At 64.5% G+C, this 16,394-nt stretch carries 11 protein-coding genes and 1 tRNA gene; 1 reads left to right on the top strand and 11 read right to left on the bottom strand.

Going from position 1 to position 16,394, the window contains the following annotated elements; translation table 11 throughout:
- Positions 1-4 precede the first annotated feature (4 nt).
- The 6 genes from clpX to N4T19_RS22165 form a co-directional block, all read right to left on the bottom strand.
- Positions 5-1,276, bottom strand: a complete 1,272-nt coding sequence (clpX, locus tag N4T19_RS22190) for an ATP-dependent Clp protease ATP-binding subunit ClpX (protein ID WP_260719024.1) — start codon at positions 1,274-1,276, stop codon at positions 5-7.
- A gap of 101 nt (positions 1,277-1,377) precedes the next feature.
- Positions 1,378-1,986 (bottom strand): ATP-dependent Clp endopeptidase proteolytic subunit ClpP, encoded by a 609-nt coding sequence (gene clpP, locus N4T19_RS22185; protein ID WP_021027443.1) that lies wholly within the window; start codon positions 1,984-1,986, stop codon positions 1,378-1,380.
- A 155-nt stretch (positions 1,987-2,141) separates the two neighbouring features.
- A complete protein-coding gene (gene tig / locus N4T19_RS22180) occupies positions 2,142-3,455 on the bottom strand; it encodes a trigger factor (protein WP_021027444.1) in 1,314 nt (437 codons plus the stop codon).
- Between the two features lie 490 nt (positions 3,456-3,945).
- Positions 3,946-4,032: transfer RNA gene (locus N4T19_RS22175), tRNA-Leu, on the bottom strand.
- A gap of 155 nt (positions 4,033-4,187) precedes the next feature.
- Positions 4,188-7,433 (bottom strand): efflux RND transporter permease subunit, encoded by a 3,246-nt coding sequence (locus tag N4T19_RS22170; protein ID WP_260719023.1) that lies wholly within the window; start codon positions 7,431-7,433, stop codon positions 4,188-4,190.
- Positions 7,434-7,442: 9 nt separating this feature from the next.
- Entirely contained in the window at positions 7,443-8,654 is a 1,212-nt protein-coding gene (locus N4T19_RS22165) for an efflux RND transporter periplasmic adaptor subunit (protein ID WP_260719022.1), read from the bottom strand.
- Between the two features lie 207 nt (positions 8,655-8,861).
- Here N4T19_RS22165 and hpnC point away from each other — a divergent pair, with 207 nt between their 5' ends.
- Positions 8,862-9,746 (top strand): squalene synthase HpnC, encoded by an 885-nt coding sequence (gene hpnC, locus N4T19_RS22160; RefSeq protein WP_243419249.1) that lies wholly within the window; start codon positions 8,862-8,864, stop codon positions 9,744-9,746.
- A gap of 202 nt (positions 9,747-9,948) precedes the next feature.
- On the opposite strand, the gene N4T19_RS22155 is transcribed toward hpnC, so the two are convergent.
- The 5 genes from N4T19_RS22155 to N4T19_RS22135 form a co-directional block, all read right to left on the bottom strand.
- A complete protein-coding gene (locus N4T19_RS22155; protein ID WP_116924819.1) occupies positions 9,949-11,496 on the bottom strand; it encodes a DegQ family serine endoprotease in 1,548 nt (515 codons plus the stop codon).
- Between the two features lie 92 nt (positions 11,497-11,588).
- Entirely contained in the window at positions 11,589-13,238 is a 1,650-nt protein-coding gene (locus tag N4T19_RS22150; RefSeq protein WP_260719021.1) for a thiamine pyrophosphate-binding protein, read from the bottom strand.
- A gap of 7 nt (positions 13,239-13,245) precedes the next feature.
- The gene (locus N4T19_RS22145) at positions 13,246-14,214 is read right to left on the bottom strand and encodes a Bug family tripartite tricarboxylate transporter substrate binding protein (RefSeq protein WP_260719020.1); all 969 of its coding nucleotides are present in this window, start codon (positions 14,212-14,214) and stop codon (positions 13,246-13,248) included.
- 125 nt (positions 14,215-14,339) lie between these two features.
- Positions 14,340-15,677, bottom strand: coding sequence for an ATP-binding protein (locus tag N4T19_RS22140; RefSeq protein ID WP_243419248.1), 1,338 nt, complete (start codon positions 15,675-15,677; stop codon positions 14,340-14,342).
- A complete protein-coding gene (locus N4T19_RS22135) occupies positions 15,674-16,357 on the bottom strand; it encodes a response regulator (RefSeq protein WP_116924932.1) in 684 nt (227 codons plus the stop codon). The genes N4T19_RS22140 and N4T19_RS22135 overlap by 4 nt, the downstream gene beginning before the upstream one ends.
- Positions 16,358-16,394 lie beyond the last annotated feature (37 nt).

Raw genomic sequence — 16,394 nt, 5'->3', positions numbered from 1 at the left:
CCCATCAGGCCTTCTTGGCCGCTTCCCGGTACACCAGGAGGGGCGGCTTGCCTTCGTTGATCGTCGCTTCTTCGACCACGACCTTGGCCACGTTGTCGGTGGTGGGCAGGTCAAACATGGTGGTCATCAGCGATTGCTCCAGAATCGAGCGCAGCCCCCGGGCACCGGTCTTGCGGGCCAGCGCCTTCTTCGCAATCGCGGTCAGTGCGTCCGGGCGTACTTCCAGCTCCACGCCTTCCATGCCCAGCAGCTTGTTGTACTGCTTGACCAGCGCATTCTTGGGCTGGGTCAGGATCTGCACCAGCGCGTCTTCCGACAGCTCGGCCAGCGCCGTGACCACGGGCAGACGCCCCACCAGCTCGGGGATGATGCCGAACTTGATCAGGTCTTCGGGCTCGATATCGCGGAAGGCCTCGGAGATGGAGCGCTGCTGCTTGCTCTTGACGGTGGCACCAAAACCGATGCCCGAGGCCTCGGAGCGGTTCTCGATGACCTTCTCCAGACCAGCAAAGGCGCCGCCGCAGATGAACAGGATATTGGTTGTGTCGACCTGCAGGAAATCCTGGTTCGGGTGCTTGCGCCCGCCCTGAGGCGGGATCGAGGCCATCGTGCCTTCGATCAGCTTGAGCAGCGCCTGCTGCACGCCTTCGCCCGATACGTCGCGGGTGATCGAGGGGTTGTCCGCCTTGCGGGTGATCTTGTCGATTTCGTCGATGTAGACGATACCGCGCTGGGCACGCTCGACATCGTAGTTGCAGCTTTGCAGCAGCTTTTGCACGATGTTCTCGACGTCCTCGCCGACATAGCCCGCTTCCGTCAACGTGGTGGCGTCCGCCATCACAAAGGGCACGTTCAGCTGGCGAGCGAGGGTCTGGGCGAGCAAGGTTTTGCCCGAGCCGGTGGGGCCGATCAGCAAGATATTGCTCTTGGCCAGCTCCACATCGTCCTTGCCGGCCTTGTCCTTGTGCGCCAGGCGCTTGTAGTGGTTGTACACCGCCACGGCCAGGGTGCGTTTGGCGGGATCCTGACCGATGACATAGTTGTCCAGGGTGGCCTTGATCTCGGCCGGTGTCGGCAGATCATTGCCCTTGGCCTTCTCGCCCGCCTTGCCTTCTGCCGCCACTTCGTCGCGCACGATGTCATTGCACAGGTTGATGCACTCATCGCAGATGAACACGGACGGTCCGGCAATGAGTTTCTTCACCTCGTGCTGACTCTTGCCGCAGAAGGAGCAGTACAGGGTTTTTTCGCTGGATGAGCCTTTTTTCTCGGCCATGGGGGCAATGCCTTCAATCGAATCTATGTGGAAACAATGATAACCAACTACAAAGCGGCCTCAACCGGTAGGGTTGGGGCCGCTTATCCGGAAAAGCCTACTTATGGGCGCTTTTCTACCACAGTATCGACCAAACCGTATTCCTGGGCTTCTGGCGCCGTCATGAAGTAATCGCGCTCGGTATCGGCCTTGACCTTGTCATAAGGCTGACCGGTGCGGTCTGCCAGGATGCGGTTCATCTGCTCCTTGGTGCGAATGATGTCGCGGGCATGGATTTCGATGTCCGTGGCCTGGCCGCGGGCACCGCCCAGCACCTGGTGGATCATGATCTTGGAGTTGGGCAGCGAGTAGCGCTTGCCCTTCTCGCCAGCGGCCAGCAGGAAAGCGCCCATGCTGGCAGCAAAGCCCAGGCACATGGTCGAGACCTGCGGCTTGATGAACTGCATGGTGTCATAGATGGCCATGCCAGCGGTCACGCTGCCGCCTGGCGAGTTGATGTAGAGCGAAATCTCCTTGTCGGGGTTTTCGCTTTCCAGGAACAGCAGCTGGGCCACCACGAGGTTGGCGGTCTGGTCGTTGACTTCACCGACCAGAAAAATCACGCGGTCCTTGAGCAGACGCGAGTAAATGTCAAACGAGCGCTCACCACGGCCCGATTGCTCGATCACCATCGGGATCAAACCCAAGTTCTGAATATCTTGTGCGCTCATTACATCTCCGTTCAGGATTGGTGGAAGCTAGCGTCAATGCACTGTGACTGCGCTAACTGTACCCCAATAAAATGGGGCCTGCGCCCAAAAGCACAAGCCCCTGTTTTGTAGCTGGCGGCAGCGCTGGCGGCCATGGCCGCCCGGCGCGCGTCCTATCAGCCTTGCTGGCCCATCAGTTCGTCGAAGGACACGGTCTTGTCGCTGACCTTGGCCTTGCCCAGCACGAATTCGGTCACGTTGTTTTCGATCACAACGGCTTCGACTTCGGCCAGACGCTGGCGGTCGCCAAAGTACCAACGCACGACGTCTTCTGGCTTCTCGTAGCTCGATGCCAGCTCGTCGATGTGGGCCTTGATCTGCTCAGGCGTGGCTTCCAGCTTGTTGGCCTTGACCAGCTCGGCCACCACCAGGCCCAGACGCACGCGGCGCTCGGCTTGGGGCAGGAACACGTCAGCAGGGATTTCCGCCTTTTCAGCGTCCTTGATGCCGCGTTGCTTGAGCTCTTCACGGGCGCCTTCGAGCAGACGGCCGACTTCGGCGTCGATGCTGGCCTTGGGCAGGTCCAGCTCAGCCTTGGACACCAGGGCTTCCATCACGGCTTGCTTGTTGCGCGACTGAACGCGGAACTTGACTTCACGCTCCAGGTTCTTCTTGATGTCAGCGCGCAGGCCTTCGACGGAGCCGTCAGCAATGCCCAGGGACTTGGCCAGTGCTTCGTTCACTTCGGGCAGGTTGGCCGCTTCCACCTTCTTGACGGTCACCAGGAAGTCGGCGGTCTTGCCAGCCACTTCCTTGCCGTGGTAGTCCTCAGGGAATGCCAGGGGGAAAGTCTTGGATTCGCCGGTCTTCATGCCGCGCACGGCGTCTTCGAATTCCTTGAGCATCTGGCCTTCGCCGATCAGGAACTGGAAGGCTTCAGCCTTGCCGCCAGCGAAGGGTTCGCCGTCGATCTTGCCTTCGAAGTCCACGGTCACGCGGTCGCCGTCCACGGCAGCCGTATCGGCTGGGCGCTGGGCGAAGGTGCGACGCTGCTTGCGCAGGATGTCGATGGTCTTTTCGATAGCAGCGTCATCCACGTCGGCAGCCAGCTTCTCGACTTCGGCGGAAGCCAGGTCACCGATCTTGACTTCGGGGAACACTTCGAACACGGCGTCAAATGCCAGCTCACCCTCAGGTGCGCCTTCTTTTTCAGTGATCTTGGGCTGACCGGCCACGCGCAGCTCGGCTTCGTTGGCGGCCTTGGCAAAAGCCTCGCCGACCTTCTCGTTGAGCACTTCGTACTGCACGGAATAGCCATAGCGCTGTGCCACCACGTTCATCGGCACCTTGCCTGGACGGAAGCCGTCCATCTTCACGGTGCGGGCCAGGCGCTTGAGGCGGCTGTCCACTTCGGTTTGCACGGATGCGAGAGGCAAGCTCAGCGAAATTTTGCGCTCGAGCTTTTCAAGGGTTTCAACATTCACTGCCATGGTTAATCCTAGTTAGGCACGAACCCTTCCGGCCACGGTGTGCAAACGCCATTGAAGCCAGCCTGCAAGCGGCAAAGCTTGCGTCCGATGCGAGGACTGTCCGTGTCACATCGGGGATGGCATCAACGGGGATTGGCACCGTTTTACAACCTGGGGTCCCAGTAGATAGGCGACTGGCCCTAAGCCCAGCACACCCAAAAATCAAACGATGACAGCGCATTCAGTAGCAAGCAACACCAGGCGTGACGTGGCAAAAACCAGCGTTGTCACGAAAGCGGTGCAGCGCAAGGCGCCATCGACCGAAACCGAACATTATATATAAAGCCAGCTCTTTTCCTGGCTGCCAATACCGTCTTGCTGCAGGGTCAGAACCCGGATGCCGGCAGCCGCTGGCGCCAAACACCAACAAAAAAGCCGAATCTCCAGCAGGAAATTCGGCTCATATTCAGCAAAAAATCAGACGGTGCTTATACCTTCTGCTATCAAATTTTGGTGCGCGGGGGGGGACTCGAACCCCCACACCATTGCTGGCGTCAGGACCTAAACCTGGTGCGTCTACCAATTTCGCCACCCGCGCGGTTGCGGCTGCAGCCAGCTTGTGAGCCAACCCGCCTGTTTTTAGGTCAATCCAAGATTCTAATGCAAGGCATGGGCATTTTCAGCAAGACCGGCCGAAAACCGTCCATGTTGCAAGGGCCCGGCCGCCTCTGGCCGGCCTCTGCCACACCGGGTTCAAACCGCTGCCGACAGTGGCACCTCGCTGTGCTCCTTTTTCACGCGGAACCAGGCCGCATACATCGCCGGCAGCGCCAGCAAGGTCAGCACCGTCGCAACGACCAGGCCGCCCATGATGGCTACGGCCATCGGCCCCCAGAAAATGCTGCGCGACAGCGGAATCATCGCCAGCACGGCAGCCGCAGCGGTCAGCGCAATCGGGCGCAGCCGGTGGGTGGCGGCCTCGACAATCGCATCCCAGGTCGACAGGCCCGCCGCATGGTTGGCCTCAATCTGGTCGATCAGGATCACCGAGTTGCGCTGGATCATGCCCATCAGTGCGATCACGCCCAGCAAGGCGACAAAGCCAAAGGGCCGGTTGAGCAGCAGCAATGCCGCCGTCACGCCCGCAATGCCCAGGAAACCGGTGATATAGACCAGCACCGAGCGGCTAAAGCTGTGCAGCTGCAGCATCAGCAGGGTGAAGACGATGAACACCATGATCGGCATGCCCGCCATGATGGAGTCCGAGCCCTTGGCGCTTTCTTCCACCGCACCGGCAATCTCGATGCGGTATTGGTTGAGGCCCTTGTCGGCCCAGCCCTGCTGCAGCTTTTGCAGATCGGGCCAGAGCTTTTGCGTCACCGTCGGGCCTTGCAGGCCGGCGGCCACATCGCCTTGCACGGTGATCGCATACTCCCGGCCCTGGCGCCAGAGAATACCCGGCTCCCAGACAAAGCTGGGCTTGGCAATCTGCGACAGCAAGATGGCCTGGCCGCTGCTCGAGGCCACATAGGCATTGCCCACGTCGGTGACGGCCTGGCGCTCGTCCACCGGCTGGCGCAGCACCATGTCGATCAGCTTGTCGCCTTCGCGGAACTGCCCGATGGTATTGCCCGACAGCTGGGTGCGCGTGGCCTGGGCAATGCTCTGGTTGCTCACACCCAGCGCACGCGCCTTGCTCTGGTCCACCTCCAGGCGCAGCACCTTGATGGACTCGTTCCAGTTGTCGTTGACGCCGCGCATATCGGGCGATGCCTCCAGCTTGGCGCGCACCTCGCTGGCGAGCGTGCGCAGCAGCTTGGGGTCCTGGCCCATCACGCGGAACTGCACCGGGTAGGGCACCGGCGGGCCGCTGGGCAGCAGCTTGACGCGGGCCCGCACCTCCGGGAACTCCTGGGCCAGCAAGGTCGGCAGCCGCTTCATCAGGCGGTCGCGGTCGGCCAGGTTGTGGGGCAGCAGGATCAGCTGCGACACATTGGACTGCGGGAAGATCTGGTCCAGCGGCAGGTAAAAGCGCGGCACGCCCGAGCCGATCCAGGAGGTGACCGACTCGATGCCGTCCTGCCCCTGCATGCGCTGCTCGATGCGCCGTGTCACCTCTTCGTTGGCGGCCATGCTCGAGCCCTCGGGCAGCCAGACATCCATCAGGATCTCGGTGCGGTTGGAGTCGGGGAAGAACTGCTGCTGGACCCGGCTCATGCCAAACAGACCCAGCGCAAACACCAGCACGGTGGCGCCAATCGTCAGCCAGCGGTGCTCCACGCACCAGGAGACGGTGCGGCGGAAGCGGTTGTAGAAGGGAGTGTCGAACATCGCATGCTCGCCGCCCTCACCACCCTCACTCTCTTGCGGCGCATGCCTGGGCTTCTTCAGGAACACCGTGCCCAGGTAGGGCACAAAGTAGACCGAGGCCACCCAGCTGATGACCAGCGCAATCACCGTCACCGCAAAGATCGCAAAGGTGTACTCGCCGGTGGTGGACTTGGCGATGCCAATGGGCATAAAGCCCGCCGCCGTGATCAAGGTGCCTGTCAGCATCGGCTTGGCGGTGATGTCATAGGCGGCGGTGGCCGCGCTCAGCTTGTCATAGCCCTCTTCCATCTTGCGCACCATCATCTCGACGGCAATGATGGCGTCGTCCACCAACAGGCCCAGCGCAATGATCAGCGAGCCCAGCGAGACCTTGTGCAGGCCAATGCCCCAGTACCACATCGCCAGGAAGGTGGCGCAGAGCACCAGCGGAATGGTGATACCCACCACCAGCCCGGGGCGCGGGTCCAGCGTGATGCGGCGCCACAGCGGGTCCTTGCCCTTGCGTATATGCATGCCCAGGCTCACAAAGCTCACGGCCAGCACAATCACCACCGCCTCGATCAGCACGCGCACAAACTCGTTGACCGAGGTGGACACGGCCTTGGGCTGGTCCTGCACGTTCTCCAGACTCAGGCCGGCCGGCAGGGTGGGCGCAATCTTGTCCACCGCCTCATGCAGGTGCTTGCCCAGTGCAATCACATCGCCACCCTTGCGCATCGAGATGCCCAGGGCCACCGTGGGCTGGCCCTGGAAATGCACCTTGGTCTTGGCCGGGTCCAGGTAGCTGCGGTAGATGTCGGCGATATCGCCCAGCTTGAGCTGGTTGCCGTTGGGCCCCCGGATCGGCATGGCCTTGACGTCGTCCAACTGGCGGAACTCGCCCGTCACCTCGACCTGCACCCGGTCGGCGCCGGCCTGCACCTCGCCACCGCTTTGCACCGCGTTTTGCTGGCCGAGCTGGGCGATGACCTGGTTCATGTCCAGCCCCAGCTGGGCCAGCTTGCTGCGCGAGATCTCGATATAGAGCTTCTCATCCTGCACGCCAAAGAGTTCGACCTTGGCCACGTCCTTGACCCGCAGCAGGCTCTGGCGCACGCTGTCGGCATATTCCTTGAGCTCGGCGTAGCTGTAGCCCTCGCCCTGCAGCGCATAGATCACGCCATAGACATCGCCAAAGTCATCGTTGTAGAAGGGGCCGAGCACACCCTGGGGCAAGCTGGCGCGCATATCGCCCACCTTTTTGCGCACCGCCAGCCAGGTTTGCGGCACATCCTGTGGGCGCGTGTCTTCGCGCAGGTTCAGGATGACCAGCATCTCGCCGGGCTTGGAGTAGCTGACGATCTTGTCGGCATTGGGCACGTCCTGCAAGGTGCGTTCGACCTTGTCGGTCACCTGCTCGGCCATCTGCTGGGCCGTGGCGCCCGGCCATGCGGCCGAGACCACCATCGCGCGGAAGGTGAACGGCGGGTCTTCATCCTGACCCAGCTGAAAATACGCACCGATGCCCAGCACCAGCAGCATGATGAGCAGGTAGCGCGTCAGCGGCACATGCTGCAGCGCCCAGCGCGAGAGGTTGAAGCCCTTGCTGCTGCTGTGCTTCTCGCCATCGGGCTCGGGGGCCGAAGCGGACGTTGCAGCGCCTTGCGGCGTGTTCGGAGGTGTTTGCATGGCCACCTCTTACTGCTTGGCGGCAGGAGCCGCAGCATCCGCAGCGGCGGGCGCATTGACCACTGGTGCATCGGCCTGGGTTTGCGCAGGCGCAGCAGCCGCATACTTGGACTGGAACACCGTCACCTTCTGCCCGGCATTGAGCACATGCACGCCGGCAATCACCACCTGCTGCCCCGCGTGCAGACCGCTTTGGATCACGGCGTCATTGCCGTCCATGCGCGCCACCGCCACTGCCTGGGGCTGCACGGTGGAGCTGGCCGGGTCAAACACCCAGACCTGGCTGCTGCCGGCCTTGTCCCACAGCGCCGACAACGGCAGCTTGATCACATCGCTCGCCTTGTCCGCGCCGGCAGCGCGCTCGGGCGGCAGCACGGTCACGGTGGCGCCCAGCTTGGGCAGCACATCATTGGGCGCCGCATCCAGCGAGGCCTTGACCTGGTAGGTGCGCGTGGCAGCATCGGCGCTGGCGGCCACTTCGCGGATATGGGCGCCCAGCGACTGCTCCTCAGGCCAGACCTTGACCTGCACCGGCTGGCCGGGCTTGAGATGGGCAATGCGGTCTTCGGGCACGGCAAACACGGCATCGCGCGCACCATCCTTGGCCACACGCAGCACCGGGGTGCCGGCAGACACGACCTGGCCGGGCTCCACATTCACGGCGGTCACGACGCCCGCCACATCGGACACCAGGCGGGTATAGGCCGTCTGGTTGCTTTGGCTGGCCGCATTGGCCTTGGCCTGGTCGAGCTGGGCCTGGGCCGATTTCAGCGCTGCCGCATGGCGCTCCATCTCCGCGGCGCTGATGAAGTTCTTGTCACGCAGTTCCTTGAAGCGGCGGTAGTTGGCCGCCTCCAGGTCCCGCTGCGTGGTCGCCGCCTGCACCTGGGCCTGCGCGCCTTGCGCGGCCAGCGCGTAATCGGCGCCATCGAGCTGCGCCAGCAACTGCCCGGGCTTGATGGCCTGACCCAGCTCCACGTTGCGGCTGAGCACCTTGCCCGCCACCCGAAAGCCCAGCTGCGCCTCGGTGCGGGCGCGGATATCGCCGGCAAACGCCGTCTGCGCCTGCAAGGGCGCCGCCCCCACCGTTTGCAGCTTGACCGCCCGGATCGGCTCGGGCGGGGATTCCTGGCGTGAACAGGCCGTCAATGTGGCCACGGTAGCAATAGACAGCAGCAGCACTGCGGCACGTGCGCTGGGCGCTCGAAGAGGTAGGGACATGGTGTGCAATCGGGCGTTAAGCGGCCAAGAAGACCCTGGCCCGGCAGATAAAAAGGGGAGAGACGCAGCAAGGACCCTCTGCAAAACACCCCGGAGGAGCGCTATGCAGAGGATCCTTAATGACCAAACGGTCACTAATTTAGACAGTTCGATGTCGGCTGTCAATGCTTGCCTGTGGTCAGCGCGGTATGCGCTAGCATCGGCGCTGTGAAAGATTCCACGCCCTCCCCTTCTGCGACCGCCGCCACGCCCGCTGTGACCACGCCCGTCACCCACTACGAGAATTTTCCGGTGGCCTCCTGGCTGTGCCCACCGGCGCTGCGCCCGCCCATTGCGGCCATCTACCACTTTGCGCGCACGGCCGATGACATTGCCGACGAGGGCGATGCCGATGCCCCCGCCCGCCTGGCCGAGCTGCAGGCCTACCGCGATGCGCTCGCCCATATCGCCCAGGGCCAACCGCCGCTCGCGCGCTGGCAGGCCGTGTTCGCGCCGCTGCAGGCGGCCATCGTGCAGTGGCAGCTGCCGGTGGCGCTGCTCGATGACCTGATCAGCGCCTTCATGCAGGACATCGACAAAACCGCCCAAGGCGCGCGCTATGCCGACCGCAGCGAGCTGCTCGACTACTGCCGCCGCTCGGCCAACCCAGTGGGCCGCTTGCTGCTGCATCTGTATGGCGTGAACGATGCCCCGTCCCTCGCTCAGAGCGATGCCATCTGCAGCGCGCTGCAGCTGATCAACTTCTGGCAGGACCTGGGGGTCGATATTCCGCGCGGCCGCTACTACCTCAATGATGCCGACTGCCAGGCCGCCGGCATCAGCGCCGCCGCGATGCAGCAGCGCCAGGACAGCCCGGCGCTGCGCCAGTTGGTGATGGACCAGGCCGCCTGGGCGCGCCGCCTGATGGAAGAAGGCGCGCCGCTGGTGCACCGCGTGCCCGGCCGCGCCGGCTGGGAGCTGCGCCTGGTGGTGCAAGGGGGCTTGCGCATTCTGGACAAGGTGGAAGCCCTGCAAGGCCAGAGCCTGTGGCAGCGCCGCACCATTGGCAAGGGCGATGTGCCGCTGATGCTGTGGCGCGCCTGGCGCATGTGAGCCGCTGTTCGCCCGCTATTCGCCCCCTTGCCGCCCCCACAAAAAAAGGCCGAATCCTGCGATCCGGCCTAAAGGGGTTATGGGAACCCCCGAGGAGAGTGTTTACGGGCCTTGCGGCCAGGCGGCCAGGCGGCTCAGGGCTCAGCCATCCTTGGCCCACGTGGGCAATACGTTGGTCATGGTCTAGCCTTTCTCAACTTTCTTAACCCAGCTGCACCGGCACAAAAATCTTCTGGCCATTGCGCTCGATCAGCAACGCCACCGACTTGTCGGACTGGGCGACCTGCTTGCGCAGATCCTCAATCCCTTTCACCGCCGCGCCATTGACGGACAGCACCACGTCACCGGGCTGCACACCGGCGAGCGCCGCAGGCCCGGCCGCTTGCTCGACGATCAAGCCCTGCTGGCTGCCGCTGGCCTGCTTTTCCTGGGGCGTCAGCTCGCGCAGCGCCAGGCCCAGCTTGCCCTTGCCGACCTTCTCGTTGCCGGCCACCTGCTCGCCCTTGCTGACATTGCCGCCCAGGGTGGCTTGCAAGGTCGTGGCCTTGCCGCCGCGCCAGACCTGCAGCTCGGCCTGGGTGCCGGGGCGCGCTGTGGCAATGGCTGCAGGCAGGTCGTTGGACGAGACAATCGCCTGGCCGTTGTAGCCGGTGATCACATCGCCGGGCTGCAGGCCGGCCTTGTCGGCGGGGCCGCCCTTTTCCACACTGGCAACCAAGGCGCCTTCGGGCTTGGGCAGCTTGAAGGAATCGGCAAAGGCCTGGTTGACCTCCTGGATCACGACACCCAGGCGCGCATGGTCGACCTTGCCGTGCGAGACGATCTGGTCCTTGATGTTGACCGCCAGGTCGATCGGGATCGCAAAGGACAGGCCCTGGTAGCCACCACTCTTGCTGTAGATCTGCGAGTTGATGCCCACCACCTCGCCCCGCGCATTGATCAGCGGCCCGCCGGAGTTGCCGGGGTTGATCGCCACATCGGTCTGGATAAAGGGCACCGAGCTGTCATCGGGCAGCGCACGGCCCTTGGCACTGACAACACCGGCGGTCACCGAGTTCTCAAAGCCAAAGGGCGAGCCAATGGCCAGCACCCATTCGCCTTGCTGGATGGCCTTGGAGTCACCGATCTTGGCGACTGGCAGATCCTTGGCATCGATCTTGATCACCGCGATATCGGTCTTGGGGTCCGAGCCCAGCACCTTGGCCTTGAACTCGCGCCGGTCGGTGAGCTTGACCGTTACCGTCTTGGCCCCCTTGACCACGTGGGCATTGGTCAGGATGGTGCCATCGGGGCTGATGATAAAGCCCGACCCCTCGCCGGCCATCGGCACCTCTTGCGGCACCTGGCGGCCAAAGCCGCGCGGCATGCCTTGCTGGGGCACGCCAAAGCCGAACTGGCGGAAGAACTGCAGCATCGGGTCATTGGGGTCGATCTGCTGGCCCCGGTTGGCCGAGGGTGCGGCATCGGCATCATCGCCGTCGTCCTCATCGTCCGAGACCTTGCGCGTGCCGCGCACACTGATATTGACCACCGCAGGCCCGGCCTGCTGGGTGATGGCGCTGAAATTGGGCAGGCTCACCATGGGCGCGGCCGCCGGGGCGGACTGGGCGATGACCGCAGGCGCGCCTTGGGCATGGGCGCTCCACTGCACATGCTGCAGCGCAGAGGCACCCACGCCGCCCAACACCCCTGCCGTCAGCAAGGCAGCCACCAGTTTGCGCGAACCGAGTTGAAAAGAAGGAACAGACATTTTGTACTCCTGAATACCACTTGCATGAGGTCGATGGAGCTAATGTGCCTGCCCAGACTTAGAAGAAACTTAGACGCGCCTCACTTTCGGCCTCAGGACTTTTGGTAGGGGAAATACGGCGGTGCCTCGCCAATGGCCAGCATATCGACCTCCAGCAATGCCAGCCCGGGTTGCCTCGCCAGCTGCGCCACGGCCTCTGCCAAGCCATGGGCCTCACTGAGCTTGCGGTAGGCGATGCCCGCCGACTGGGCCAGCAACGCAAAGTCCGGCGGCGCCAGATCGCCATAGACGCGCCGGCCGCCAAAGTTCGCATCCTGCATGTGCTTGATGACGCCGTAACCGGCGTCGTTCATGACGATGAACAGCATGTCCAGCGCTTCCTGCATGGCGGTCCACAGCTCGCAGACATTCATCATGAAGCCGGCATCACCGCTCAGCACCACGGTCTTGGCGCCACGAGCGGCAAAGGCCGCGCCGATGCCCAGCGGCAGGCCCTGGCCAATGCCTGCGCCCACCGGGTGCATCGCATCGCGCGGGCCATAGACCTCGAACAAACGGTTGCCCCAGGTGGAGTTGGCGACGGTGATATCGCGCGCCCAGACGGCGTTGCGCGGCAGCTGGCTTCGGAGCTGCTCGGCAAAGCCGGCATAGGGGCCCAGGGTGCGGGCAAAGGCCTGGCGGGCACGCTGCTTCATCTCGGCAAATTGCGCGCGGTAGCCGGGCTCGGCCTGGTAATTGCCCAGCGCCGCGACCAGGCGCTCCAAGACATCGCGGGCATCACCACAGACAAACTGCGCGCAGTCATAGCTGCGCCCTTCGGCCGCGGGGTCCAGGTCGATCTGCACCCGTTGGCCGGGCAAGGCCAGGCTTTGGTCCACGGTCTCCTGGCCGCGCAGCCGCGAGCCCACCACGAGCATCAGGTCCACGGTCTTGTAGAAGTCAATCACCTCCGGCGCGCCGGTGCCGTTGAGGCCGCCCAGATTGCAAGGGTGGTCCTCGGGCACGATGCCGCGCCCGGCCCAGCTCGATGCCATGCCAAAGCCCCTGTCCAGCAGCTGCTGCAGCGCTGCGCCGCCATCGATGGCGCCGCGCCCCACCCAGAGCATGGGCCGCCGCGCAGCCCGCACGCGCTCGGCCAGCTGCGCGATATCGGCATCGCTGGCCCGGGGGCGCGCAGGCAGGGTCGGCAGCGCCAGGCTGGTGTCCGCATCGGCCTGCGGGATGGGCTGCTTTTGCACATCGATCGGAATCTCGATGCTGACCGGCCCCATCGGCGCCGTCAGCGCCTCGCTGGCCGCCTGCTGCAAGATGCGCAGCGCGTCTTCAGCCCGCTCAATGCGGTAGCTGGCCTTGCAGACCGATTGCAGCATGCCCAGCTGGTCGCGCACATTGTGGGTGGCGCCGGTATCGCGCCCCAAGAACTTGCGCGGCACCTGGCCGGTGATATGCAAAAGCGGGCTGGAGGCAAACGAGGCCTCCAGCAAGCCCGACACGGTATTGGCCGCGCCCGGCCCGGTGCTGGAGACCAGCACGCCCAGCTTGCCGCTGCGGCGGGCATAGCCATCGGCCATATGCGCCGCGCCCATCTCGCCGCGCGTCATCACCACACGGATGCCGCCCTGGCGCGCGATGCCGTCCATGATCGGTATGTTGTGCACGGAGATGATGCCAAAGACCAGCTCGGTACCGATGGCGTGCAGGAACTGGGCGACCAGGTCGCCGATATTGAAGGTGTGGGGCATAGTGGTTTTATTGGCTGGCCTGAACGTCCGGGGCCAATGGCTTGAAGAAGGCGTAGTCGCTGGCAATGCGTTTTTTCAGATCAGCGGTACTGACCGGGTCGATGGCATAGCCCGAGCGCTCCATGTCGGCGACAAAGCGGGCATCGGCCAGGATTTTCTGGTTGGCCTGGGCCAGCGCCTCGACCACCTCGGGCGCGGTCTTGGCCGGTGCCAAGAGGCCGATCCAGCCCTCGAAATTGAAGTCGGGATAGCCGCACTCGGCCATCGTCGGCGTCTGGGGCAACTGCGGGTTGCGCTGCGGCGATGTCAGTGCCAGCGCGCGCACGCTGCCGCCCTGCACCTGCGTGACAGCCGTCGTGTTCAGATCGAACAGGATGGAGACGCGGTTGGCCATCAGCTCGGCCATGGCCGGCGCATTGCCCTTGAAAGGCACATGCGTCATCGTGATGCCCGCGTACTTGGCCAGCAGCACGCCCGAGAGGTGGTTGGACGAGCCATTGCCCGCCGAGGCATAGCTCAGCTGGCCCGGCTGGTCCTTGCCAAAGGCCACCAGCTCCTGCAGCGACTTGAACGGCGACTGCGCGCCCACCAGCAGCACATTCGTGTACTTGACGACCGAGCCGATGGGCAAGAAATCGGCCACCGGGTCAAAGCTGGTGCTGGTCACCGCCGGCGTGATGCTGATCGTGGGGCTGGCCACAAAGTACAGGGTGTAGCCATTGGGCGCTGCGTTTTTGACCGCATGGGCGGCCAGGGTGCCGCTCGCGCCCGCCTTGTTCTCGACAATCACGCTCTGGCCCAGAAGCTCGGAGAGCTTTTGCCCGTACTGGCGCGCCACGATATCGACCGAGCCACCCGGTGAATAGCCCACCACCAGCTTGATGGGCTGCTCCGGATAGGCCTTGGGCTGGGCCTGCGCTGCAGCGCCCCACACCCCCAACAGCGCTGCACTGAGCGCGATGTTCCATGGGTTCATGCCGGTCTCCTAAGTTTACGCTCCTTTATCCCTTAGGTACCGACAGCCCCCTCCCCCTGCTAACCCTAGAAGTTCGCAGATTGAATAAGCTGATATTTACAACGAATCAGTTGCGCCGTGTGGGCTTAGAAAATCACCCGCACCCGCAGGCCACCCAAGCTGGGAGATGCATCCAGCAGCAACTGCGCACCATGTTGGCGCGCCACCGCGCTGACAATGGCCAGCCCCAGCCCGCTGCCATGCGCGGTGGTGCCGGGCACGCGGTAGAAGCGGTCCAGAACCCGCTCGCGCTCTTCGGGAGCGATACCGGGCCCGCTGTCTTCAACGCTGAGCACGCGCTGGCACTCGGCATCGGCGTACCAGCGGCACAGCACTTGGCCACCAGCGGGGGTGTAGCGCAGCGCGTTTTCCAGCAGATTGCGCAGCAGCAGGCCCAGCGCATCGGCCTGGCCCTGCACGGGCTCCAGGGTGTCGTCCAGCTGGTGCTGCAAGGTCAAGCCGGCTTGCTGGGCCAGCGGTTGCAGTTCATCGACCGCCATCTCGCATAGCGCAGCGACCGCAACCGGCTGCGCAGGCGCCGCCTGCATCTGCCCGGCCTCCTGGCGGGCCAGGTGCAGCAACTGCTCGACCATGCGCGTGGCCCGGTCGATGCCGGCCATCACCCGCTCGCTGGCCACGCGCCGCGCGGCATCATCGGGCGCGCGGGCGAGGCCTTGCACCTGCAGCCGCAAGGCCGCCAGCGGTGTGCGCAGCTCATGGGCAGCATCGCCTACAAAGCGCTGCAGCGCATCAAAGGCCGCCTGCAAGCGCGCCAGCAGCAGGTTCATCTCCTGCACCAGGGGCTGCACTTCCAGCGGCAGGTCGGCATCGGCCAGCGGCGAGAGGTCATCAGCCTGGCGCGCCGCCAGTTGCGCGCGGGTGCGCGCCAACGGCGCCAAGGTATGGGCCACCACCCACCACACCACCAGCATGATCAGCGGGGCCAACAGCAGCACCGGCACGATGGAGCGCAAGGCCACATTGCCCGCCATCTGGCCGCGCGATGCCGCTTCTTGCGCCACCTGGATCACCTGGGTCGGCGTCTGCAGCGCATAGATGCGAAAGGCCACGCCGTGCGCCCGCGCATCGCTGAAACCCAGCACGGCGACCTGCGGCAGCAGGCGCGAGTTGCTGGAGCGGTAGAGCATGATGCCGTCGGCGCGCCAGATCTGCACAATCATGTCCTGCGCCTTGGCCTGCGGATCGGCCAGCGCGTCCGACGCGACCTCGGACGCGAGCCCGGCCGACAGCGCCAGCGCAATGCGCTGCATCTGCACATCGAACAGCGCCTCGGTCTCCGCCCGCGCCGTGCGGTAGATGCTGACAGCCTGCAGGCCCGCGGCCACCACCACAACGGCCAGCAGCGCCCAGATCAGCCGCGCGCGCAGCGAAAAAGGCCGCCCGGCCCGCAGCGCATGGCTCAAGGCGCCACCCCGCTTGGCAGCGACTCGACCGGCACCAGGTAGCCCAGGCCGCGCACATTCTGGATCAGATCGGCGCCGAGCTTTTTGCGCACGCCGTGGATATAGACCTCGACGGCATTGCTGCTGATGTCATCGCGCCAGGAATAAAGCTTTTCTTCCAGCTGTGCGCGCGAGAGCACGCGGCCGGGCCGGGCGATCAAGGGCTCGAGCACCGCCCACTCACGGGCCGACAGCTGCACCGGCTGGCCGGCCACAAAGGCCTCGCGCGAGGCGGGCACCAGGCGCACTTGGCCCCAGCAGTACTCGGGCTCGGCCCGGCCGCTGGCGCGGCGCAGCAGCGCGCGGATGCGCGCCAGCAGCTCATCGAGGTCATAGGGTTTGATGATGTAGTCGTCGGCACCGGCATCGAGCCCCGCGACGCGCTCTGCAATGGCATCGCGCGCGGTGGCCACCAGCACGGGGATGCGGACCTGGCGCGCGCGCATCTCGCGCAGCACCTGTAGTCCATCCACCCTGGGCAGGCCCAGGTCCAGCAGCACCAAGTCGTAGCCGGCAGTCGCCAGCGCCGTCTGCGCCATCGCCCCGTCCTTGACCCAATCGACCGCCCAGGATTCGGCACGCAGTGCATCGAGCACCACTTCGCCAATCATCTGATCATCTTCTACCAGGAGTATGCGCATGGCAGCATTATGCAAGCGGCCCATCACGCGATGGCTG

The organism is Comamonas squillarum, assembly GCF_025309455.1.
Classification (GTDB): Bacteria; Pseudomonadota; Gammaproteobacteria; order Burkholderiales; family Burkholderiaceae_C; genus Comamonas; species Comamonas squillarum.
The sequence above is the reverse complement of the archived record's forward strand: the minus strand, read 5'-3'. Positions and strand labels throughout refer to the sequence as shown.